We start from the raw sequence: 20,480 nt of genomic DNA, 5'->3' as shown, positions 1-20,480 counted from the left end.
TATCATTAGGTTAAGCGTAGTAAATTGTTCATTACCAGCTTTGCGTTGCGGCACGAAAAACGGCTGCGCCGTTCGTCGCAGCCGTTCTTGGCATTCGTCAATTTGAAGCGGTCAGGCCGCCCGCTGAAGGGTGCGGAAGAAGCCGCGTTCGGTGGCGACACGCTTGCGCACCGGCAGGAGCCGAAGAACCTCGTCGGCAAAGAGGCGCGCATTCTCGCAGGCCTTGTCGAGGTTGCTCACCTTGGCCGCATCCATCGTATAGAGCGTGCCACCACAGTCGAAGATGTCGCGGAAGGCGGTACGTTCACCGATCGGCGTATCGAGCACGGCAACGCCGCGAGCGGCGAGCAGCGCCTTGATGGTGGTCATCGCCCGCGTCGTCACCAGCGCATTCATGCGGGTGAGCACGACGGAGTGGTTGATGCGGATGCCCGCCTTCTCGTCGAGCTGTTTCAGGAGCTCGAGGATATGCGCCGCGCCGCGCGCATCCATCGCACAGCCCTGCACGGGGATCATCACATGGTCGGAGAGACCGATGGCGGTGGCGACCAGCGCATCCCGTGCACCGGCAAGGTCGATGATGAAATAGTCGGTCGTATCCCGGTTCTCGCGGATATGGCCCTGGAGGGAGCCCATCGAAACCTCCGAGATGACGGCGATGTTGCGCTGGCGGCCGGAAACCTCGTGCCAGTGGCTGATCCAGCGCTGCGGGTCGGCATCGAGGATGGTGATGCGGTGCCCCCGGCTTGCAAGCTCGGTGGCAAGGATCAGGGCCGCTGTGGTCTTGCCCGCGCCACCCTTGGCATTGGCAAATGTGATGACTGGCATGTCTTTCCTCATGAATGCTGCGAGCTTCGCATCGCTCTCGTCAGGCGGCCCGATGAAAATGGCGCCCGCTCAATCAAACCTTTCAAAACATGGTTAACGAATTGGAAACAACCGGATGGCGAAGATTAACGAGAACGCCACCAATTTGCGTTTCCTCAAGAAAAAGGCCCGGAAAACGCTGGTTTTCCGGGCCTCTATCATTTGTTAACGGCAAGAATTCAGATGCACTCGACGAAGAGGCGCTTGGCCGCGTCCAGCGTCAGCTCCACCGGATTGCCGCCAGCCGTCGGATCGACGATCGCCATGGCGGCCATTTCGTCGATCCTGTCGGTGCCAACACCAAGCGCGGAGAGCTTGTCCGGCACGCCGAGTTCCTCGCGCAGGCGCAACACGTAGTCGAAGAAGCCGTCGAAACCACCAGCAATACCAAGGTAAGCGGCGGCGCTGGCGATCTTCGCCTCGATCGCCGGGCGGTTGAAGGTCAGCACCGGCGGCATCACGACGGCATTGGTCATGCCGTGGTGCGTGTTGTAGATGGCGCCGACCGGATGCGACAGCGAGTGGATCGCGCCGAGCCCCTTCTGGAAGGCGACGGCGCCCATGGCGGCGGCCGACATCATGTTGGCGCGCGACTCGATATCCGTGCCGTCCTTGTAGGCGCGCGGCAGGAATTCCTTGACGAGGCGCATGCCCTCGAGCGCGATGCCCTGGCTCATCGGGTGGTAGAACGGCGAGCAATAGGCTTCGAGGCAATGGGCGAAGGCATCCATGCCGGTGCCCGACGTGATGACCTTCGGCATGCCGACCGTCAGTTCCGGATCGCAGATCGTCACCGAAGGCAGGAACTTCGGATGGAAGATCACCTTCTTGGTGTGCGTTTCGGAATTGGTGATGACCGAGGCGCGGCCGACCTCCGAACCGGTGCCGGCCGTCGTCGGCACGGCGACGATGGGCGCGATGCCGTCGGAATTGGCGCGGGTCCACCAGTCGCCGATATCCTCGAAATCCCAGACCGGGCGCGTCTGGCCCGACATGAAGGCGACAGCCTTGCCAAGGTCGAGGCCGGAGCCACCGCCAAAGGCGACGACGCCGTCATGCCCGCCGTCGCGGAACGCCTTGACACCGGCTTCGAGGTTCTTGTCGGTCGGGTTCGGATCGACCTCGGCGAACATCGCCCGGCCAAGACCAGCGGCCTCAAGAATGTCGAGGGCCTCTTTCGTGATCGCCATGGTCGAAAGACCACGATCGGTGACGAGCAGCGGCTTCTTCATGCCGACCGCCTTGCAATGGTCGGCGAGTTCCTTGATGCGGCCGGCCCCGAACTTGATCGCGGTCGGGTAGCTCCAGTTGGCGGTGATGGTCATTATACTTTCCTGAAATGGTAGGATTTCGGGCGGGTGAGATTATGGAAGCCGATGACGGAGAGCGAACCGCCGCGGCCGGTTTCCTTGACGCCCGTCCAGCACAAGGCCGGATCGAGGTAGTCGGCGCGGTTCTGGAACACGGTGCCGGTCTCAAGGTCGCGGGCGATCTTGGCAGCGCGGTCGGAATCCTTCGTCCAGAGCGAGACGGTGAGACCGTATTTGCAGTCGTTCATCAGCGCGAGCGCTTCCGCGTCGCTCTTCACCTTCATGATGCCGACGGCCGGCCCAAAAGTCTCTTCCGTCATGAACTCCATCGAGTGGTCGACATCGACGAGGACCTGCGGGGCGACATAGGCACCGCCGTCATCCGCCGGGAAAAGTTTGGGATCGACCAGCGCCCTGGCGCCCTTCGAGACGGCGTCGGCGATCTGTGAACGCACCGTTGCGGCAAAACGCTTGTGCGCCATCGGGCCGAGCGTCGTTTCGGGATCGAGCGGATTGCCGAGCTTGTAGTTGGAGACCCAGGCAACCGACTTTTCGACGAAGGCGTCGTAGAGCTTCTCGTTGACATAGACGCGCTCGATGCCGCAGCAGCACTGGCCGGAATTGTAGGTCGCGCCGTCCATCAGCGTATCGACGGCGGCATCAAGGTCGGCGTCTTCCATGACGTAACCAGGGTCCTTGCCGCCGAGTTCGAGGCCGACCGGCGTGAAGGTGCCGGCTGCCGCGCGCTCGATGGAGCGGCCGCCTTCGACCGAACCGGTGAAGTTGACGAAATCAAAACTGTTGCCGGCGATGAGCGCCGAGGTCGTGTCATGGTCGAGGAAGACGTTCTGGAAGACATCCTCCGGCACGCCCGCCTCGTTGAAGGCGCGCACCAGCCGTTCGCCGACGAGCAGCGTCTGCGCGGCATGCTTGATGATGACGACGTTGCCGGCCATCAGCGCCGGGGCGATCGTGTTGATCGCGGTCATGTAGGGGTAGTTCCACGGCGCGATGACGAAGACGACGCCATGCGGCTCGCGTTCGATGCGGCGCTCGAAACGCTCGCTGTTCTCGATGACGATCGGCGCCAGCGACGAACCGGCGATCTCGGCAACATAGTTGGAGCGCTCGTTGAAGCCCTTGAACTCGCCGCCGTAACGGACCGGGCGGCCCATCTGCCAGGCGATTTCCGGCACGATCTCGTCGGCCATCTCGTTGACGCGCGCGACGCCCTTCAGGACGAGCTGGATACGCTCTTCCAGCGGGCGCTTCGCCCAGGCCTTCTGGGCCTTCTTCGCACGGGCGACGGCCTCCTGCGCGGCGGCCAGCGGCATCGCCTCGCGCTCGGCATAGACCGAGCCGTCCACGGGGGATATGCATTTGATCACAGTCATGATCGACTTCCTGTTTCAGTTTAAACTCTGGCGTGGGACAATATCCGATCCTGCCGGCCGGAAAATATCCCCGAAGGGCTACTTTCCGCCGCAGCCGCCGCCGGTGTGCTGAGCCTTACGCTCTCTCGAAGCCGCGCGCCACCTCCCAGTCGGTGATGCGACGGTCGTATTCTTCCTGCTCCCATTCGGCCGCACGGACATAGTGATCAACGACATCGTCGCCGAAGGCCTCGCGCAGCATGTCGGAGTCCTTCAGTACGGCGGTCGCCCCGCGCAGCGTCTTCGGGATCTCACGGATGTCCTTGCCACCATAGGCGTCGCCTTCGAAGGGCGCTTCCAGTTCCAGCTTCTGCTCGATGCCGGCAATGCCGGCGGCGAGCAGCGCCGCCATGGCGAGATAGGGATTGAGATCGGAACCACCGACGCGGCACTCGATGCGGATGCCCTTGGTGCCCTCGCCGCACAGGCGGTAGCCGGCCGTGCGGTTGTCCTTGCTCCAGATCGCCTTGGTCGGTGCGAAGGTGCCGGCAACGAAGCGCTTGTAGGAATTGATGTAGGGCGCGAGGAAATAGGTGATCTCGCTGGCATGGGCGAGCAGACCCGCCACATACATGCGCATCATCTCCGACATGCCGTATTTGCCGTCCCTGTCGAAGAACCTCGGTTCCTTGCCGTCAAGGCTCCACAGCGACTGGTGGATATGCGAGGAAGAGCCGGCCATGTTGTAGTTCCACTTGGCGAGGAACGTGACGGCCTTGCCGCGCTGCCAGGCGATTTCCTTGGTGGCGTTCTTGATGATCGAATGCCGGTCGGCCATGGTCACGGCTTCGGCGTATCGGACATTGATCTCCTCCTGGCCGGGCGAAGCCTCGCCCTTGGAATTTTCCACCGGAATGCCGGCGCCCTGCAGGCCGTTGCGCAGCGCCCGCATGACGTCCTCTTCCTTGGTGGTCTGGAAGATGTGGTAATCCTCGTTGTAGCCGGAGGCCGTGCGCAGGTCGCGGTAGCCGCTTTCGCGCGCATCGTCGAAGGTCTGGTCGAACAGGTAGAATTCAAGCTCGCTCGCCATGAAGGGCTTCAACCCCAGCGCCTCGAGCCGCTTGACCTGCTTTTTCAGGACGGCGCGCGGCGAATGCGGAACCTCGGCATGGGTGTGGTGGTCCAGCACGTCGCAGAGAACCAGCGCCGTACCTTCCAGCCAGGGCAATTTGCGCAGCGTCGCAAGGTCCGGCTTCATCGTGTAGTCGCCGTAGCCGGCGGCCCAGCTCGTCGAGCGGTAACCGGGCACGGTCTCCATTTCCATGTCGGTCGCCAGCAGGTAGTTGCAGCTATGCGTCTCCTCATAGGCGCCATCGACGAAAAACTGTGCGTGGAAACGTTTGCCCATCAGGCGCCCCTGCATGTCGACGAGACACGCCAGAACGGTATCGATGCGGCCCTCGGCCACATCCTTCTTCAGGTCATCAAAACTATAGGTCATGGTCATCGGGGGTGGTCCTGCGGGTTGGGGCGTCGTGCCGGACCGGGCCTTGCGGGCCCGGTCCGAAGGGTTTGGTCAATCAGCCGTTGACGTAGGGCGGTCCGGCCTTGTTGATGACGGCGTTGTAGTCCTCGAAGATCTTGACGACCTTGGCAGCCGTTTCGCTCTGGCCGGCGATCTCCTTCCAGAACACCTTTGCCGCATCTTCCACGGCCTTCCATTCGGCCGTGGGAATGCTGGTGAGCTTGAGCTTCGTGCCCTCGGCGCGCAGCTTCGCCTCGCCGCCCCAGTACCACTGGTCGCGGTAGTTGTTGCCGGCCTCGATCGCCGTCATGACCAGCTTTTTCAGGTGATCGGGCAGTTCCGCCCACTTCTTCTCGTTGACGAAGAACGAGCCGATCCAGGCACCGGAGATGTTGTTGGTCAGGAAGTGATCCGTCACGTCGGCCCAGCCGACCGTGTAGTCCTCGGTGATACCCGACCAGGCCATGCCGTCGAGCTCACCGGTCTGCACGGCGACCTGCGCGTCTTCGTAGGGAATCGTCACCGGCACGACGCCGAACTGGCTGAGGAAACGACCGGCCGTCGGGAAGGTGTAGAGGCGCAGGCCCTGAAGGTCGGCCAGCGTGTTGATCGCCTTCTTGGTGTTGAAGTGGCACGGATCCTGCCCTGAGGAGGAGAGCCAGACGACGCCGCCAACCTTCTCGTAGGACGAGCGCCAGATGTCGGCGAGGCCGTACTGCTTGAAGAGCACGGGCACGTCGAGGATCTGCTTGGTGGCAAGCGGGAAATAGCCGCCGAAGGTGGCGACATCAGCCGGGGACGCCATGGAATCGTCGTCCGAATGCACGGCGTCGATCGTGCCGGCCTGGAGCGCGCGGAACAGTTCGCCCGTCGGCACGATCTGGTCGGCGAAGTAAAGCTCGATCTCCAGCTCACCCTTGGCGGTGGCGTTGATGGCGTCGATGATCGGCTTGGTGACGTGCTCGCCGAGCGCGGCGCCGGCATAGGTCTGGAAGCGCCACTTGATGGCGGTCTGCGCCCGCACGATGGCGGGTGCCGAAAGCGTCGCTGCGCCGGCCGCACCGATCGTGACTGCCCCAGCCCGTGTCAGAAATTGCCGTCTGTTGGTCATATCTCTATCCCTCTGGTTAAACGTCTCGCTTTTGCCGGGAACGGCCGTTCATCCCGGACGATCAATCGTCTTTTCTTCTATCGGCCTCATTGCGCGTTGGTGCCGGCGGCCTTGCCGCCGGCAAAGTCCTCACTTGGCGTAGTAGTTGTTCGGCAGCCACGTCGCGATTTCCGGGAAGCAGCCGATGATGATCAGGCTCGCGATCATGATGCCGACGAAGGGCCAGATCGACTTGTAGATGTCGGTCATGCCGATGCCGGGCGGCGCCATGGCGCGCATCATGAACAGGTTGTAGCCGAAGGGCGGGGTGATGTAGGCGATCTGGCAGGTGATCGTGTAGAGCACGCCGTACCAGACGAGGTCGAAGCCGAGCTTCTGCACCAGCGGGATGTAGAGCGGCGCCACGATGACAAGCATCGCCGTGTCGTCGAGGAACATGCCCATGACGAGGAAGGAAAGCTGCATCAGCACCAGCACCTGCCAGGGCTCGAGGCCGAGGTCACCCAGGAAGAAGCGCTCGATCGACTTGACCGCGCCGAGACCGTCGAAAACGGCGCCGAAGCAGAGCGAGGCGATAAGGATCCACATGAACATGCAGGTGATGCCGAGCGTCTTCTGCAGAACGTCGTTCCACAACTTGACGCTGAGGCGGCCGCGCTGCCAGGCAACGAGCGCCGAGGAGATCGCGCCGACCGCCGAGGCTTCCACGAGGCTGGCGATGCCGCTCAGGAACAGCCACATCATCAGCGTGAAGATGCCGAGCGGCAGGATGCCCGCGGTCAGGAGCTTCAGTTTCTCGGCCATCGGCACGTCGCGCTCTTCCGCCGGCAAGGCCGGGCCGAGCGACGGGTTGATGCGGCATCGCACATAGACGTAGATCGCCATCAGCAACGCCATCAGGAGACCCGGCAACACGCCGGCGAGCCAGAGCTGACCGACCGGAACGCGGGCGATCATGCCGTAAAGCACGAGCACGATGCTCGGCGGGATCAGGATGCCGAGCGTCGAGCCGCCCTGCACCACACCCGTCGTCATCACCTTGTCGTAGCCGCGACGCAGCAGCTCCGGCAGCGCGATCGTGGCGCCGATCGCCATGCCGGCGACCGAAAGGCCGTTCATGGCGGAGATGATGACCATGAGGCCGATCGTACCGAGCGCCAGGCCGCCGTTGATCGATCCCATCCAGACGTGGAACGCCTTGTAGAGGTCCTCGGCGATACCCGATTCCGAGAGCATGTAGCCCATGAAGACGAACATCGGCACCGTCAGCATCGGATACCATTTGACGAGCTTCATGGCCGAGGCGAAGCCCATTTCCGAGCCGCCCGTGCCCCACAGCAGGAAGGCTGCGACGACGCCGACGAAGCCGATGACGGCGAAGACCCGCTGCCCGGTGAGCAGCAGCACCATCATGCCGGCGAACATCGTGATTGCGATGAATTCATAGCTCATGCGATCGGCCTTCCCCGCAATTCAGCGATATCCTTGAAGAGCGAAGAGCTGGCCTGTGCGAGCATCATCACGATGCCGAAGGTCATGATGATCTTGATCGGCGCCATATAGGGTGCCCAGGCCGAAAAACTCTTTTCCTTGAACTGGATGGCATAGGTCGTGCTGGTGATGCCACCGTAGAGCATGAAGCCGAGGAAGATGATCAGGGCGACCGCCGTGACCGTATCGAAGACCGCACGTTTGCGGACGGACCAATTGCTGTAGAAAAGGTCCATGCGCACATGGTCGCCGGTCTGCATGGCGAAGGCGCCACCGAGCATATAGTAGGCGGCCATGGTGAATTGCGCCGATTCCAGCGTCCAGCTCGCCGGCAGGTGGAATGCCTTCGAGACAGAGGAATACAACAGGATCGCGAACATCGCGAAAATCAGATACATCGCAAAAAGGCCGACACGCCGGTTGAACGTGTCGACGAAGCGAACATAGCGCTTGATGAAATCAGGCATGGCCCCTGCCTCCGCCGACGGCGGCGGTTTTCTCAACCGGGCCATACCCCTTTTGTAGCAACACAAGCATCCGCTTGGCCTCTCCTGTTCGTGTTCTTCTCCGTCTCCACGGATGTCGTTCCCCGGGTCTTTTTATTGGATCGCGGGAAGGCTCTTTTCGAGCAGTCCCGCCAGATAGTCGGCCACGACCCGTTGGCCGGCTTCGTCTTTTATGAGGTCGTTGCGGACCTCGATCATCACGTTGGCAAGGCCGTTGGAAAGGCCGTGCTCCTTGAGCGTATGCGTCACGCCATCTTCCGGCCCATAGGGCTCGTTGCGGCGGATGTCGTAGGGGCCGCCAGCGCCGGCTGCCAGCATGGCGTCGGCAAGGCGCGTGTCGGCGTCGTGCAGGATGCCGATCTCGACCGCGCGCGGCTTGCCGAAATAGACCGGCGTGAAACTGTGCATGGTCACGATGACGGGCGCCCTGCCCTCCCCGATCCGGCTCTTCACCAGACCGGCGAGCTTTTCCCGGAATGGCAGGTAGAGCGCTTGCGTTCGGGCATCGCGCGCCGCCTGATCGAGGCCGGCATTGCCGGGAACCGCGAAAACCTCGCTCTTTTCGGGCATGGCGGCCGGCGATTCCGGCGGGCGGTTGCAATCGTAGACGAGGCGGGAGAACCGCTGGAAAACCAGGGCCGCATCGAGACGTTCGGCAATGAGGCGCGACACGGCAAGCGCACCGGGATCCCAGGCGATATGGCTTTCAAGCGCCTCCTCGGGCAGGCCGAGCGTGCCGAGCGCCTTCGGAAGCAGGCGGGAAGCATGCTCGCAGACCAGGATGACCGGGCCGCGGGCAATACTATTCTCCAGGGCGACGGGGTCGCCCTCTTCTCCAGTCAGAATTCCCATTAGCCTGATCCCCTCGACCGGCTCTTATCGTTAATGAAGAGAATTCTTCACAGTCTGGCCGCTGTCAACGGGGTATTGAAAAAATCTCTTCAAAAAAACATTTGACTCGAATTGTGACAGCGCGCTTTATTTCCGAAACTTCGGCAAAGACCGAAGCGCAGGGGAACAATTTGACGCTCAACCAAGCATCCATGACGGTGTCGGATGTGATCAGTGCCCATTTCGACGCGTTGACGCGCGCCGAAAAGCAGTTGGCCACATCGCTGCTCGACAATTATCCCGTCTCCGGCCTCGGCAGCATCACCACGGTGGCGGAAAACGCCGGCGTGTCGACGCCGACCGTCGCCCGCATGGTGCAGAAGCTCGGTTTCCGGGGCTTCCCGGATTTCCAGGCACGCCTCCACCACGAGCTGGAAGCCACCCTGTCGAACCCGATCAGCAAACACGACCGCTGGGCGACCAAGGCACCGGGCACGCACATCCTCAACCGCTTCGCCGACGCGATTATGACCAACCTGCGCCAGACGCTCTCGCAGGTGGAAACCGCCGAATTCGACAGTGCCGCCGCCCTTCTCGCCGATCGCCAGCGCAGCATCTACATCATCGGCGGGCGCATCACGAAGGCGCTCGCCGACTACCTCTTCACCCATCTCCAGGTCATCCGCCCGAACGTCACGCAGATCGCCGCCAATCCCAGTTCCTGGCCGCATTATGTGCTGAACATGAAGGCCGGCGACGTGCTCGTCATCTTCGATATCCGCCGCTACGAGCAGGAGATGGAGACGCTCGGCCGCGCCGCCCGCGAGCGCGGCGTGGAAATCGTTCTCTTCACCGACCAGTGGGCTTCGCCCGTCGCCAAGGTCGCGGCGAAGGTCTTTCGCGTGCATATCGAGGTGCCTTCCGCCTGGGACTCGTCCGTCGTGACGCTGTTCATCGTGGAGGCGCTGATCGAAGCCGTCCAGAGTTCGGGCTGGGAGGAAACCAGCGGCCGAATGAAAACGCTGGAGGGCCTCTTCGAGGCCAGCCGGCTTTTTCGCAAACCCCGGTCGGAGGTTCCCGGCAAGACCTGATAGACATCAGAAAAAAACGAAATAAAACTGTCACATAAGCTTCATCTGCCGCCAGTATCAGCTTCGCCGAAGTTGACTGACTCACAAAAGGAGAACACCCGTGATGTCACATACGAAACGTCTGCTTTCGCTCTCCACCGCGCTGGCAATTGCCATTCCCTCGCTCGCCTTCGCCGAGCCGAGCGCCGAGCTCATCGAAGCGGCGAAGAAGGAAGGCATGCTGACGACGATCGCGCTGCCGCACGACTGGTGCGGTTATGGTGACGTCATCGCCTCCTTCAAGGCAAAGTATCCGGAAATCCAGGTCAACGAACTGAACCCGGATGCCGGTTCGGCTGACGAAATCGAAGCCATCAAGGCCAACAAGGACAACAAGGGCCCGCAGTCGCCCGACGTGATCGACGTCGGTCTCGCCTTCGGCCCGTCGGCCAAGGCCGAAGGCCTGCTGCAGCCCTACAAGGTCTCCACCTGGGACGAAATCCCGGACACCATCAAGGACGCCGAAGGCTACTGGTACGGCGACTATTACGGCGTGATGTCCCTTCTCGTGAACAAGGACCTCGTCGCCAACACGCCGAAGGACTGGGCCGACCTCCTGAAGCCGGAATATGCCGGTCAGGTCGCGCTCGCCGGCGACCCGCGTGCGTCCAACCAGGCTATCCTCGGCGTTCTCGCCGCCGGTCTCGGCAAGGGTGCAAAGTCCGGCAAGGAAGCCGGTGAGGCAGGCCTTGCCTACTTCGCCGAAATGAACAAGGCTGGCAACTTCGTCCCTGTTATCGGCAAGTCCGGCACGCTGGCACAGGGCTCTACCCCGATCGTGATTGCCTGGGACTACAACGCGCTCGGCTGGGCAAAGACCCTCAACGGCAACCCGCCGACCGAAGTCGTCGTTCCCGCGACGGGCGTTCTCGCCGGCGTCTACGTTCAGGGCATCTCGGCCTATGCGCCGCACCCGAACGCCGCCAAGCTGTGGATGGAGCACCTGTACTCCGACGAAGGTCAGCTCGGCTGGCTGAAGGGCTATTGCCATCCGGCACGCTTCAACGCCATGGTCAAGGCCGGCAAGGTTCCGCAGGACCTGATCGACGCCCTGCCGCCGGCAGAATCCTATGAAAAGGCCTACTTCCCGACGCTCGAGGAAGTCGATGCCAACAAGGCTGCCGTGACCGGCGCCTGGGACAGCGTCGTCGGCGCGAACGTGCAGTAAACGACATCCCCCGTCGCCCCGGCTGCAAGGCCGGGGCGACGATTGCGGTATGCCAATGACGGCAACCCCTTGAGGCCACCTTAATGTCATCAGACAGCTCAGCCGCACCGCCGCCCGCGCGGGCGCCCTTCCGCCTCCCGCTGCACTGGCTCGGCGCCGTGCCGTTCGCGATCTTCGTCCTGTTGTTCCTGATCATGCCGACGATGCGCATCGTCATCGGCGCCTTTCAGACGCCGGACGGCAGCTTCACCCTGGACAACATCCGGGGCCTGTTCACCACATCCATCCTCTCGGCCTACTGGATCTCGATCAAGATCTCCATCGCCTCCGCCCTGCTCGGCTGCCTGATCGGCTTTTCCGTCGCGGCCGCCGCGGTGCTCGGCGGCCTGCCGAAATGGATCCGCGGCCCGCTGCTGACCTTTTCCGGCGTCGCCTCCAACTTCGCCGGCGTGCCGCTCGCCTTCGCCTTCCTTGCGACACTCGGCCCCGTCGGTCTCCTGACGGTGTTCCTGAAGACCCAGCTCGGCATCGACCTGCGCGCCCTCGGCTTCAACATCCTGTCCTTCTGGGGTCTCACGGTCACCTATCTCTTCTTCCAGATCCCGCTGATGATCCTCATCATCACGCCTGCGCTCGACGGTCTGAAGCGCGAGTGGCGGGAAGCGGCGCAGATCCTCGGCGCGACGAACGCGCAGTACTGGCGCATGGTCGCCTTCCCGATCCTGCTGCCCTCCTTCCTCGGCACGCTGGCGCTGCTCTTCGCCAACGCCTTCGGCGCCGTGGCCACCGCCATCGCGCTCACGGGCTCCTCGCTCTCCATCGTGCCGATCCTGCTTTTCGCGCAGATCCGCGGCGACGTGCTCGGCAATCCGCATCTCGGCTATGCCCTCGCCTTCGGCATGATCGTCGTGACGGGCATCGCCAACACGATCTACATCTGGCTGCGCGCCCGCAGTGAAAGGTGGCTGAAATGAAGAAGTTCTGGGCCTGGGGCGCCCTCATCTTCGGGCTGCTCTATTTCATCCTGCCGCTCCTCGGCATGACCAACTTCTCGCTGAAGATGCGCCGCGGCGTCTATTCGCTGGATGCCTATGCCGTCGTGCTCGGCGATCCGCGCTTCCAGGAGACCTTCACCTATTCGATCCTGATGGCGCTCGCGACCATCGTCTTCGGCGTGCTGCTGGTGGTACCGACCGCCTACTGGGTGCGCCTGAAGCTGCCGGGCCTTCGTCCCTATATCGAGTTCATCACGCTCTTGCCGCTGGTCATCCCGGCCATCGTCATCGTCTTCGGCTATATCAGGCTCTACAACACCTCGAGCTGGCTGCCGCTGACGGGTTCGATCACCGGCACGAACATCCTCCTGATGTTCGGCTATGCGACGCTGGCGCTGCCCTACATGTATCGCTCCGTCGATACGGGCCTTCGCTCCATCGACATCGCCACGCTGACGGAGGCCGCGCAGAGCCTCGGCGCCGGCTGGACGACGATCCTCGCCAAGATCATCCTGCCGAACGTTCTGGTCGCCGTGCTGTCGGGCGCGTTCCTGACCTTCGCCATCGTCATCGGCGAGTTCACCATGGCCGCCCTGCTCAACCGCCCGGCTTTCGGCCCGTACATGCAGCTTCTCGGCGCCAACCGCGCCTACGAGCCGGCAGCGCTTGCGGTGATGTCCTTCGCGCTGACCTGGGGCTGCCTCGGCCTGATCCAGCTTGTTTCCCGTTTCCAGAAGGGCGCGCAGAGCGCGACTTAAGGATTTTCCATGAGCTTTCTCACTCTTACCAGCCTCCAGAAGTCCTTCGGCCCCGTTCAGGTCGTCAAGGATTTCAACATGTCGATCGAAAAGGGCGAGTTCGTCTCGTTCCTCGGCCCGTCGGGCTGCGGCAAGACCACCGTGCTGCGCATGATCGCCGGCTTCGAGACGCCGTCGGGCGGGGCGATCACCATCGATGGCAAGAGCCAGGTGAACCTGCGTCCCAACCAGCGCAACATCGGCATGGTGTTCCAGGCCTACGCCCTCTTCCCGAACATGAACGTCGCGGAAAACGTCGCCTTCGGCCTCAAGGTCGCCGGCCGGCCCAAGGCGGAGATCGACGCCCGCGTCAAGGAAATGCTCGGGCTGATCAAGCTCGACCATCTCGCCGACCGCTACCCCTACCAGATGTCCGGCGGCCAGCAGCAGCGTGTGGCGCTCGCCCGCGCGCTGGCGCCCAAGCCCCAGGTTCTCCTGCTCGACGAACCGCTCTCCGCCCTCGACGCCAAGATCCGCGTGTCGCTGCGCGAGGAAATCCGGCAGATCCAGCAGCAGCTCGGCATCACCACGGTCTTCGTCACCCATGACCAGGAAGAAGCCCTGTCGATCTCCGACCGCATCGTCGTGATGAATGCCGGCAAGGCGGACCAGATCGGCAAACCGGCCGATATCTACAACCGGCCGGCCACCCGCTTCGTCGCCAGTTTTGTCGGCACGCTGAACCTCATCGAGGCGAAAGTCGTCGACCCCACCGCCAACCGCGTCTCGATCGGCGATCAGGGCGTGACGCTGCGCGAGCCGCTCGGCAATGCGAAGGCCGGCGACACCGTCTCGCTGGCACTGCGCCCGGAAGCCGGCTCCATCGCGCCCGATGCGAAGGGCGACACGGCGCTGACGGGCGAGGTCGTCTCCTCGAACTTCCTCGGCTCGGTCATCCGCACCCGCATGAAGGTCGGCGGCAGCGTCATCTCCTTCGACATGTTCAACAGCCCGGGCCTTGTGCCGCCGACCGTCGGCGACACGGTCACGCTGCGCTTCACGGCCGGCGATCTCCTGGTCATCCGCGACTGAGCAGTCCGGCGCGGCCGTGAAGCACTTTTCCAAGCTTCGGCCACGCTTTGGAAAAATCTGTCGTGATTTGCGCCTTTTGCGTCGCCCGCGGATTTGATCTGCGGGCGCTCGCCGGTTAGTCTTCACCCGTTCTCAGGGCGGGGCGAAACTCCCCACCGGCGGTATCGGGCGTCAAAACCCGGAGCCCGCAAGCGCCTTCCGCAAAACGGAAGGGTCAGCAGATCCGGTGCGATGCCGGAGCCGACGGTCACAGTCCGGATGGAAGAGAGCAAGCAGGAGAAACCCGCCGTCACTGGTGGGCCGCGTCCTGCGTGTTCGCCCAAGGGGACCGTTGCAAAATGGCTCAACCCTTGAAAGGCCTAGACATGAATGTGAATGCCACCCCCTCCGCCCGCATCGCCGTCATCCGTGCCCGCTGGCACGCCGGCATCGTCGATCAGGCGGTCGATTCCTTCGTCGCCGAATGGACCGCGCTCGGCGGCCGCGCCGAAGAGGTTGATATCATCGACGTGCCCGGCGCCCTCGAAATCCCGCTGCATGCCCAGCTTCTCGCCCGCACGGGCCGTTACTCCGCCATTCTCGGCGTCGCCCTCGTCGTCGATGGCGGCATCTACCGCCACGATTTCGTCGCCGGCACCGTGGTGGACGCGATCGTGCGCGTCGGGCTCGACACCAACGTGCCGGTGCTCTCGGCCGTGCTGACGCCGCACAATTTCCAGGAATCGGACGCCCACATCGCCTTCTTCCGCGACCATTTCGTCATCAAGGGCAAGGAAGCCGCCAACGCGGCCCGGCAGATCATCGATGCCCGGGCGCAGGTGGCGCTGGCGACGGTCGCCTGAATCAAAGTTTGAAGGCGCGGAATCGATCTGTCCGGACGGGCCCGCAAACCTTTGAAAAGACTAGACGGGGCCCGGCAGCGATGCCGGGCCTTTTGCGTGGACTACCCCCATCACGCCCTGCATGCCCGTCGCCCCCCTGAAAGCGCCACGGTCACGCCAGTCACTATGTTTTCCTTCGCACGCCTGCGCCCTTCTCCCTAACCTCTTCGTCATGGTCGGGTTCGAACTGCAATCCACGCCCCACCCGCGCATGGATCCCCAGGTCAAGCCCGAGGACGACGGAGGGAGGAGAACCGCCTCTGCTCTTTCCAGTCGACATGCCTGCCGCCCCGTCTACCCCTGAAGGTTCTTCAGATAGATCGACAGCAACTGGATCTGCGAGGAGATGCCGAGTTTGCGGTAGACGTTGCGGCGATGGACTTTCACCGTGCCGGTGGAGATATCGAGCTTCAGGCCGATCGATTCCGACGAGTGCCCCTGCAGGACGAGTTCGATGATCGAGGCCTCGCGATCCGTCAGGTTCAGCTTGCGCCACACCCGGTCGGCCGCGCTCACGGGTTCGCTCCGGCGGCCTCGTCCCTGCCCCGTTTCCGCAAAGCGCTCGCCAAGGCCGCTCCAGGCGCGCCGCACGAGGGCGGCGACGAAGGGTTCGGTATCGCTGAGCAGCGCAAATTCCTGCGCCGGAAAGACACCGGTCTTCTCCCGCCGCATCAGCGAGACCACAACGGTCACGCCGCTTTCCACCGGAACGAAGAAGCCGAGCTCTTCGGCAAGCCGCGTCTGCGAATAATAGGTGCGGAAATACTCGCTCGAGAAGAACCGGTCCGGCGCCAGCTCCCGCATGCGGAAGATGCCGGCGCGGCCGGCCCGCGTCGTGCGGTAGAACGGATCGAGCAGGTAGGGTCCGGCCTGGTAGAGCGTCACGAAGACGTGGTGGTCATCCGCATCGAAGGTGCTGAAGAGATCGATCGGCCGCGCCTTCTCGTGATAGGCGAAGATGACGATGTCGTCGAAACGCACCAGGGCCCGCATCATCGCAAGCAGGATCTCGCCGGTCTGCCGGTCGCTGGTCTGCCGGTCGGCGTTTTCCGGCGCACCGGTCCAGTCCGCAAGCGTGTGAAAAAGTGCCGTGAAATCCACCCGCATGACGCCGCCGCTCCCCCGATCCTCCCGCAGCAACCGAAATGGGCCGCCGCTGGATATACTCCTTCCACAGCCGATTTACGGATAAAATACCTCTCTCGGGGTATATACCACCCACCGGCCGCTGACTAGCATTCCTCCCGACGGTGGCCAAGGCGACAGAGATCGCCAAGAGACCAACAACCGCAGGGAACAGACGTGACATCCGCCCCAACGAACGACATCGAGTTCCGTTCGGTGACCAAGCGCTATGGCGCAGTGACCGCGGTCTCCGACATCAATCTCTCCGTGCCGAAGGGTGCCTTCGTCGCGCTTCTCGGCCCGTCCGGCTGCGGCAAGACCACGTGCCTCAGGATGATCGGCGGCTTCGAACAGCCGAGCGAGGGCGAGGTGCTGATCGCCGGCAGCATTGCCAACGGCGTTCCGGCCTATCGCCGCCCGGTCAACATGGTTTTCCAGCAATACGCCCTCTTCCCGCATTTCGACGTGGAGAAGAACGTCGCCTACGGGCTGAAACAGCTGCGCCCGAGGCTACCGGCGGCAGAGATCGCCCGCCGTGTCGGCGAGGCGCTGGAGATGGTACGCCTTACCGGCTTTGCCAGGCGCCGCATCCATGAAATGTCCGGCGGCCAGCAGCAGCGCGTGGCGCTCGCCCGCGCGCTCGTCAACAAGCCCTCCGTCCTCCTTCTCGACGAGCCGCTCGCCGCACTCGACAAGAAGCTGCGCACCGCCATGCAGATCGAGTTGCAGACGTTGCAGCGCGATCTCGGCATCACCTTCGTGCTCGTCACGCACGACCAGGAGGAAGCGCTGTCGATGAGCGACCTCGTCTGTGTGATGAGCGCCGGCCGCATCCGTCAGCTCGCGACGCCCCAGGAGGTCTACGACCGACCTGCCGATCTTTTCGTCGCCGACTTCGTCGGCAAGACGAACCGCTTTTCCGGCACGCTGGAGGCCGGCGGCACCGTGCGTCTCGGCAACGGCTCGGCGCTGCCCGCCGCACGCGGCGACCTCGTGCCGGGCGCGGTCACGGTCGCGCTCCGCCCGGAGGCGATCCGCCTGTCGCGCGGAGCGGCCGGCACCACCACGCTGGAAGGCACGGTCACGCACCGCATCTTCCTTGGTTCGGCAGCCGAGTACTCCGTCGCCGTCGACGGGCTCGGCGACCTGCTCGTCACCGCCGAACGCCACAGCCAATCACAAAACGACCTCGTCGCGCCGGGCGAACGGGTCGCCATAAGCTTCGACCCCGGCCAGACGCATATCTTTCCGGCCTGAGGGAAACAGGCCCAACAGGGGAACAGTATCATGTCGAAATGGTTCAGAGAGAATGCCCCGATCAGTGCTCGGGATTTAACGGACGAGTTCATGCGGCTGAAGCGCGGATCCGTGTCACGCCGCCACTTCCTTGCCGTCACCGGCCTTGGCCTTGCCGCCGCCGTACTGGCCCGCCAGCCCGGGCTCTTCACCTCCGAGGCCCATGCGCAGGAGGACCTCGGCTCCACCATGTCGCTGGCCACCTGGCCGAACTACCACGACCCGGCATCCTTCGAGGCCTTCACCGCCGCGACGGGCGTTGCCGTCGAGGTGAATGTCTTCGGCTCCAACGAGGAGATGCTGGCAAAACTCCAGGCCGGCGGCACCGGCTGGGATCTCTTCGTGCCCACCAACTACACGATCTCCACCTATGCCGGCCTCGGCCTGATCGACCCGCTCGACCTTGCCAAGGTGCCGAATTTCGACGCCAAGACCCAGAACACCCGCTTCACCAACGAAGGCACGGTCGACGGCAAGGTCTATGCGCTGCCGAAGAACTGGGGCACGACGGGCATCGCCGTCAATTCCGACAAGGTGAAATCGAAGGTGACGAGCTGGAAGGAATTCTTCGAGGTCGCCATGACCGAGGCGGACGGCCGCGCCATGGTGCACGACTACCAGCTCACCACGATCGGCAACGCCCTCGTCTCGCTCGGCTTCTCGTTCAATTCGATCAAGCCCGAGGAACTCGCCAAGGCGGAGGAGCTGCTGATCAAGGTCAAACCGCACCTCTACGCCATCAACAGCGACTATCAGCCCTCCATGCGCGCCTCCGATGCCTGGATGACCATGTGCTGGACGAATGACGGTGCCCAGCTCAACCGCGACATTCCGGAAATCCGGTTCGTGCTCGGCTCCGACGGCGGCGAGATCTGGTCGGATTTCTACGCGGTGCCGAAGAGCGCCACCAACAAGCCGGCCGGCTATGCCCTGCTCAACTTCCTGATGGACCCGCAAAACGCGGTGAAGGAGCACATCGCCAACGGTGCGCCGACGACGGACAGCCGCGTGCTTTCGCTGCTGCCGGCCGAAATCACCGGCAACAAGATCGTCTATCCCGACGAGGCCGCCCTGACCCCGCTCGAATTCGGCGCCGCCGTGACGCTGACGGACCCGGCTCGGGCGGAGCTGATGGCACGGTTCAAGTCGGCATAGCCGTCTCGCCCCTCATCCGGCCTGCCGGCCACCTTCTCCCCGCAAGCGGGGAGAAGGAAATGTGTGGCTGCATCCTGTTTCCTCTCGAACGGAACGACACGGCGCCGCATACCCCTTCGCCCCGCTTGCGGGGAGAAGGTGGCGGCAGCCGGATGAGCGGCAATCCACCGATACGCAACAGGACAACCGCAATGCCCCTGACGATGACGACGAAAAGACGGCTGGTGACGGCGGCGCTGCTGGCGCCGGCTTCCGCCTGGCTGTTCGTCTTCCTCGTGCTGCCCTTCATCGCCATGATGGTCTTCTCCGTCGGCGAGCGGGGACCGGCGGGCGGCTACCAGGCGGCGTTCACCTTCGCGCAGTATGCCAACCTGCCGGCCCGTTCCGCCGCTTACTGGAACACTCTCCTGCTGGCGCCCGTCGGCGCCTTCCTCTGCCTCACCGTCGCCTATCCGACGGCCTACTACCTCGCCGTCAAGGCGAGCCCGCGCCACCGGCTGCTGCTCGTCTCGCTGGTCGTGGTGCCGTTCTGGACGAGCCTTCTCGTGCGCACCTATGCCTGGATGTACATCCTCGGCTCGCGCGGCATTCCCAATCTGCTCGACATGATCGGCATCGAAGACGTGCGCCTGCTCAACACCTCGGGCGCCGTGCTGCTCGGCATCGTCTACGGCTACCTGCCGCTGATGATCATGCCGATCTATGTCAGCCTGGAAAAACTCGACCGCCGCCTGCTCGAAGCCTCCGCCGACCTCGGCGCGAAACCCGTCTCGACCTTCTTCTCCGTGACCCTGCCGCTGTCGCTGCCCGGCGTCATGACGGGCGTCGCGCTCGTCACCATCCTCTTGCTCGGCGAATATCTCATCCCGCAGCTCCTCGGCGGCGGCAAGGTCTTCTTCATCGGCAATGCGCTGGTCGATCTCTTCCTGCAATCGCGCAACTGGCCCTTCGGCTCGGCTATTGCCGTCACCCTCGTCGCCGTCGTCGTCGTGGTGCTGATGGTCGCCATGCGCATCGCCTGGCGGATATCAGGCACAAGACAGGTGGATCTCGTCTGATGCGCGCGCTGATCACCTGCGTCTATCTCTTCCTCTATGCGCCGATCGCGCTCGTCGTGCTGTTCTCCTTCAATGCGGGCCGCAATGCGAGCGAGTTCACCGGTTTCTCCGTCGCATGGTACGGCAAGGCGCTCGCCAATCCGTTCCTCATCACGGCGCTGCAAAACAGCCTGATCATCGCCCTCGTCAGCGCCACGCTCGCCGCCGTCTTCGGCACCATGGCCGCCCTCGGCCTCGAACGGCTCGGCGCCCGGACGCGCGCGGTCTTCGACGGCCTGCTCGCCGCCGCCATTGTCGTACCGGGCGTCGTCATCGGCATCGCGACCCTCGTCGCCCTCGTCGCCGTCTTCGGCGCGATCAATCCGGCGATCGCCGCCATCTGGCCCGGCGAAACGCCGCCGCAACTCGGCCTCGGCTACGGCTCGATCATCGCCGCGCACGGCCTCTTCACCATGGCGCTCGTCACCATGATCGTGAAGGCCCGTATCGCGACGCTCGGGCGCGACATCGTCGAGGCTTCGGCCGATCTCTATGCGACACCGCTGACCACCTTCCGCGATATCGTGCTGCCGCAGATCCTGCCCTCGGTGCTCGCCGGGTTCCTGCTCGCCTTCACCTTCTCTTTCGACGATTTTATCGTGGCTTTCTTCGTCGCGGGCTCGAAAACGACGCTGCCGATCTACGTCTTCGCCTCGATCCGCCGCGGCGTGACGCCCGAAGTGAACGCCATCGCGACGATGGTGCTGGTCGCCTCGCTCATGCTGATCCTCATCGCCCGCCTTCTGATGCGGGAAAAAACCAGAAAATCGCCTGCCGGGGAGTGAGACCG

19 protein-coding genes and 1 riboswitch are annotated in these 20,480 nt (G+C 63.6%); of the genes, 10 read left to right on the top strand and 9 right to left on the bottom strand.

What is annotated here, in order from left to right; all coding sequences use genetic code 11:
• Window positions 1-111 precede the first annotated feature (111 nt).
• The 8 genes from AKG11_RS15440 to AKG11_RS15405 all read right to left on the bottom strand — a co-directional run bounded on the left by AKG11_RS15440 (window position 112) and on the right by AKG11_RS15405 (window position 9,035).
• Entirely contained in the window at window positions 112-828 is a 717-nt protein-coding gene (locus AKG11_RS15440) for a ParA family protein (protein WP_024271540.1), read from the bottom strand.
• 218 nt (window positions 829-1,046) lie between these two features.
• On the bottom strand, window positions 1,047-2,192 hold the full coding sequence (locus tag AKG11_RS15435; protein ID WP_050744511.1) for an iron-containing alcohol dehydrogenase: 1,146 nt from the start codon (window positions 2,190-2,192) through the stop codon (window positions 1,047-1,049).
• Complete coding sequence (locus AKG11_RS15430; protein ID WP_050744510.1) at window positions 2,192-3,571, bottom strand: aldehyde dehydrogenase family protein; 1,380 nt, start codon at window positions 3,569-3,571, stop codon at window positions 2,192-2,194. The genes AKG11_RS15435 and AKG11_RS15430 overlap by 1 nt, the downstream gene beginning before the upstream one ends.
• A 115-nt stretch (window positions 3,572-3,686) precedes the next feature.
• The gene (locus tag AKG11_RS15425; protein WP_088016532.1) at window positions 3,687-5,051 is read right to left on the bottom strand and encodes a glutamine synthetase family protein; all 1,365 of its coding nucleotides are present in this window, start codon (window positions 5,049-5,051) and stop codon (window positions 3,687-3,689) included.
• Window positions 5,052-5,130: 79 nt separating this feature from the next.
• Complete coding sequence (locus tag AKG11_RS15420) at window positions 5,131-6,186, bottom strand: TRAP transporter substrate-binding protein (RefSeq protein WP_023516594.1); 1,056 nt, start codon at window positions 6,184-6,186, stop codon at window positions 5,131-5,133.
• 129 nt (window positions 6,187-6,315) lie between these two features.
• Window positions 6,316-7,638: a TRAP transporter large permease gene (locus tag AKG11_RS15415; protein WP_023516593.1), complete on the bottom strand. Its 1,323-nt coding sequence runs from the start codon at window positions 7,636-7,638 to the stop codon at window positions 6,316-6,318.
• A complete protein-coding gene (locus AKG11_RS15410; RefSeq protein WP_024271538.1) occupies window positions 7,635-8,144 on the bottom strand; it encodes a TRAP transporter small permease subunit in 510 nt (169 codons plus the stop codon). Before AKG11_RS15410 ends, AKG11_RS15415 begins: the two co-directional genes overlap by 4 nt.
• A gap of 132 nt (window positions 8,145-8,276) precedes the next feature.
• Window positions 8,277-9,035 (bottom strand): N-formylglutamate amidohydrolase, encoded by a 759-nt coding sequence (locus tag AKG11_RS15405; RefSeq protein WP_088016528.1) that lies wholly within the window; start codon window positions 9,033-9,035, stop codon window positions 8,277-8,279.
• Window positions 9,036-9,226: 191 nt separating this feature from the next.
• Between AKG11_RS15405 and AKG11_RS15400 the strand changes: the two genes are divergently transcribed.
• From AKG11_RS15400 to AKG11_RS15375, 6 genes are all read left to right on the top strand, one after another.
• Window positions 9,227-10,105, top strand: coding sequence for a MurR/RpiR family transcriptional regulator (locus AKG11_RS15400; protein WP_024271536.1), 879 nt, complete (start codon window positions 9,227-9,229; stop codon window positions 10,103-10,105).
• Between the two features lie 100 nt (window positions 10,106-10,205).
• On the top strand, window positions 10,206-11,312 hold the full coding sequence (locus AKG11_RS15395; RefSeq protein ID WP_037409453.1) for an ABC transporter substrate-binding protein: 1,107 nt from the start codon (window positions 10,206-10,208) through the stop codon (window positions 11,310-11,312).
• Between the two features lie 83 nt (window positions 11,313-11,395).
• Window positions 11,396-12,286, top strand: coding sequence for an ABC transporter permease (locus AKG11_RS15390; RefSeq protein WP_023516612.1), 891 nt, complete (start codon window positions 11,396-11,398; stop codon window positions 12,284-12,286).
• Window positions 12,283-13,065 (top strand): ABC transporter permease, encoded by a 783-nt coding sequence (locus AKG11_RS15385; protein WP_023516611.1) that lies wholly within the window; start codon window positions 12,283-12,285, stop codon window positions 13,063-13,065. Before AKG11_RS15390 ends, AKG11_RS15385 begins: the two co-directional genes overlap by 4 nt.
• Before the next feature lie 9 nt (window positions 13,066-13,074).
• Entirely contained in the window at window positions 13,075-14,136 is a 1,062-nt protein-coding gene (locus AKG11_RS15380) for an ABC transporter ATP-binding protein (RefSeq protein WP_023516610.1), read from the top strand.
• A 124-nt stretch (window positions 14,137-14,260) separates the two neighbouring features.
• Window positions 14,261-14,410: riboswitch (FMN riboswitch) on the top strand.
• 91 nt (window positions 14,411-14,501) lie between these two features.
• Complete coding sequence (locus AKG11_RS15375) at window positions 14,502-14,978, top strand: 6,7-dimethyl-8-ribityllumazine synthase (protein ID WP_023516609.1); 477 nt, start codon at window positions 14,502-14,504, stop codon at window positions 14,976-14,978.
• Window positions 14,979-15,311: 333 nt separating this feature from the next.
• On the opposite strand, the gene AKG11_RS15370 is transcribed toward AKG11_RS15375, so the two are convergent.
• Window positions 15,312-16,124, bottom strand: coding sequence for a helix-turn-helix transcriptional regulator (locus tag AKG11_RS15370; protein WP_082342449.1), 813 nt, complete (start codon window positions 16,122-16,124; stop codon window positions 15,312-15,314).
• 195 nt (window positions 16,125-16,319) lie between these two features.
• Here AKG11_RS15370 and AKG11_RS15365 point away from each other — a divergent pair, with 195 nt between their 5' ends.
• The 4 genes from AKG11_RS15365 (at window position 16,320) to AKG11_RS15350 (ending at window position 20,475) form a co-directional block, all read left to right on the top strand.
• Window positions 16,320-17,399: an ABC transporter ATP-binding protein gene (locus tag AKG11_RS15365; protein ID WP_050744507.1), complete on the top strand. Its 1,080-nt coding sequence runs from the start codon at window positions 16,320-16,322 to the stop codon at window positions 17,397-17,399.
• Window positions 17,400-17,429: 30 nt separating this feature from the next.
• A complete protein-coding gene (locus AKG11_RS15360; RefSeq protein ID WP_050744506.1) occupies window positions 17,430-18,593 on the top strand; it encodes a polyamine ABC transporter substrate-binding protein in 1,164 nt (387 codons plus the stop codon).
• Window positions 18,594-18,784: 191 nt separating this feature from the next.
• Window positions 18,785-19,651 (top strand): ABC transporter permease, encoded by an 867-nt coding sequence (locus tag AKG11_RS15355; RefSeq protein WP_050744505.1) that lies wholly within the window; start codon window positions 18,785-18,787, stop codon window positions 19,649-19,651.
• Window positions 19,651-20,475 carry an ABC transporter permease gene (locus AKG11_RS15350; protein ID WP_050744504.1) on the top strand — a complete coding sequence of 275 codons (825 nt, stop codon included), beginning with the start codon at window positions 19,651-19,653 and terminating at the stop codon, window positions 20,473-20,475. Before AKG11_RS15355 ends, AKG11_RS15350 begins: the two co-directional genes overlap by 1 nt.
• Window positions 20,476-20,480 lie beyond the last annotated feature (5 nt).

It is taken from the genome of Shinella sp. SUS2 (genome assembly GCF_001262505.1).
Classification (GTDB): domain Bacteria; phylum Pseudomonadota; class Alphaproteobacteria; order Rhizobiales; family Rhizobiaceae; genus Shinella.
Note: the sequence above shows the minus strand (reverse complement) of the source record. Positions and strands in the feature narration are given on the sequence as shown.

What these genes read in the sequence shown, in the direction of transcription:
- AKG11_RS15385 (WP_023516611.1), top strand. Translation starts at nt 12,283, where the DNA reads ATGAAGAAGTTCTGGGCCTGGGGCGCCCTCATCTTCGGGCTGCTCTAT.
- AKG11_RS15405 (WP_088016528.1), bottom strand. Translation starts at nt 9,035, where the DNA reads ATGGGAATTCTGACTGGAGAAGAGGGCGACCCCGTCGCCCTGGAGAAT.
- AKG11_RS15350 (WP_050744504.1), top strand. Translation starts at nt 19,651, where the DNA reads ATGCGCGCGCTGATCACCTGCGTCTATCTCTTCCTCTATGCGCCGATC.
- AKG11_RS15380 (WP_023516610.1), top strand. Translation starts at nt 13,075, where the DNA reads ATGAGCTTTCTCACTCTTACCAGCCTCCAGAAGTCCTTCGGCCCCGTT.
- AKG11_RS15415 (WP_023516593.1), bottom strand. Translation starts at nt 7,638, where the DNA reads ATGAGCTATGAATTCATCGCAATCACGATGTTCGCCGGCATGATGGTG.
- AKG11_RS15440 (WP_024271540.1), bottom strand. Translation starts at nt 828, where the DNA reads ATGCCAGTCATCACATTTGCCAATGCCAAGGGTGGCGCGGGCAAGACC.
- AKG11_RS15390 (WP_023516612.1), top strand. Translation starts at nt 11,396, where the DNA reads ATGTCATCAGACAGCTCAGCCGCACCGCCGCCCGCGCGGGCGCCCTTC.
- AKG11_RS15410 (WP_024271538.1), bottom strand. Translation starts at nt 8,144, where the DNA reads ATGCCTGATTTCATCAAGCGCTATGTTCGCTTCGTCGACACGTTCAAC.
- AKG11_RS15435 (WP_050744511.1), bottom strand. Translation starts at nt 2,192, where the DNA reads ATGACCATCACCGCCAACTGGAGCTACCCGACCGCGATCAAGTTCGGG.
- AKG11_RS15375 (WP_023516609.1), top strand. Translation starts at nt 14,502, where the DNA reads ATGAATGTGAATGCCACCCCCTCCGCCCGCATCGCCGTCATCCGTGCC.
- AKG11_RS15420 (WP_023516594.1), bottom strand. Translation starts at nt 6,186, where the DNA reads ATGACCAACAGACGGCAATTTCTGACACGGGCTGGGGCAGTCACGATC.
- AKG11_RS15400 (WP_024271536.1), top strand. Translation starts at nt 9,227, where the DNA reads ATGACGGTGTCGGATGTGATCAGTGCCCATTTCGACGCGTTGACGCGC.
- AKG11_RS15430 (WP_050744510.1), bottom strand. Translation starts at nt 3,571, where the DNA reads ATGACTGTGATCAAATGCATATCCCCCGTGGACGGCTCGGTCTATGCC.
- AKG11_RS15355 (WP_050744505.1), top strand. Translation starts at nt 18,785, where the DNA reads ATGCCCCTGACGATGACGACGAAAAGACGGCTGGTGACGGCGGCGCTG.
- AKG11_RS15360 (WP_050744506.1), top strand. Translation starts at nt 17,430, where the DNA reads ATGTCGAAATGGTTCAGAGAGAATGCCCCGATCAGTGCTCGGGATTTA.
- AKG11_RS15370 (WP_082342449.1), bottom strand. Translation starts at nt 16,124, where the DNA reads ATGCGGGTGGATTTCACGGCACTTTTTCACACGCTTGCGGACTGGACC.
- AKG11_RS15425 (WP_088016532.1), bottom strand. Translation starts at nt 5,051, where the DNA reads ATGACCTATAGTTTTGATGACCTGAAGAAGGATGTGGCCGAGGGCCGC.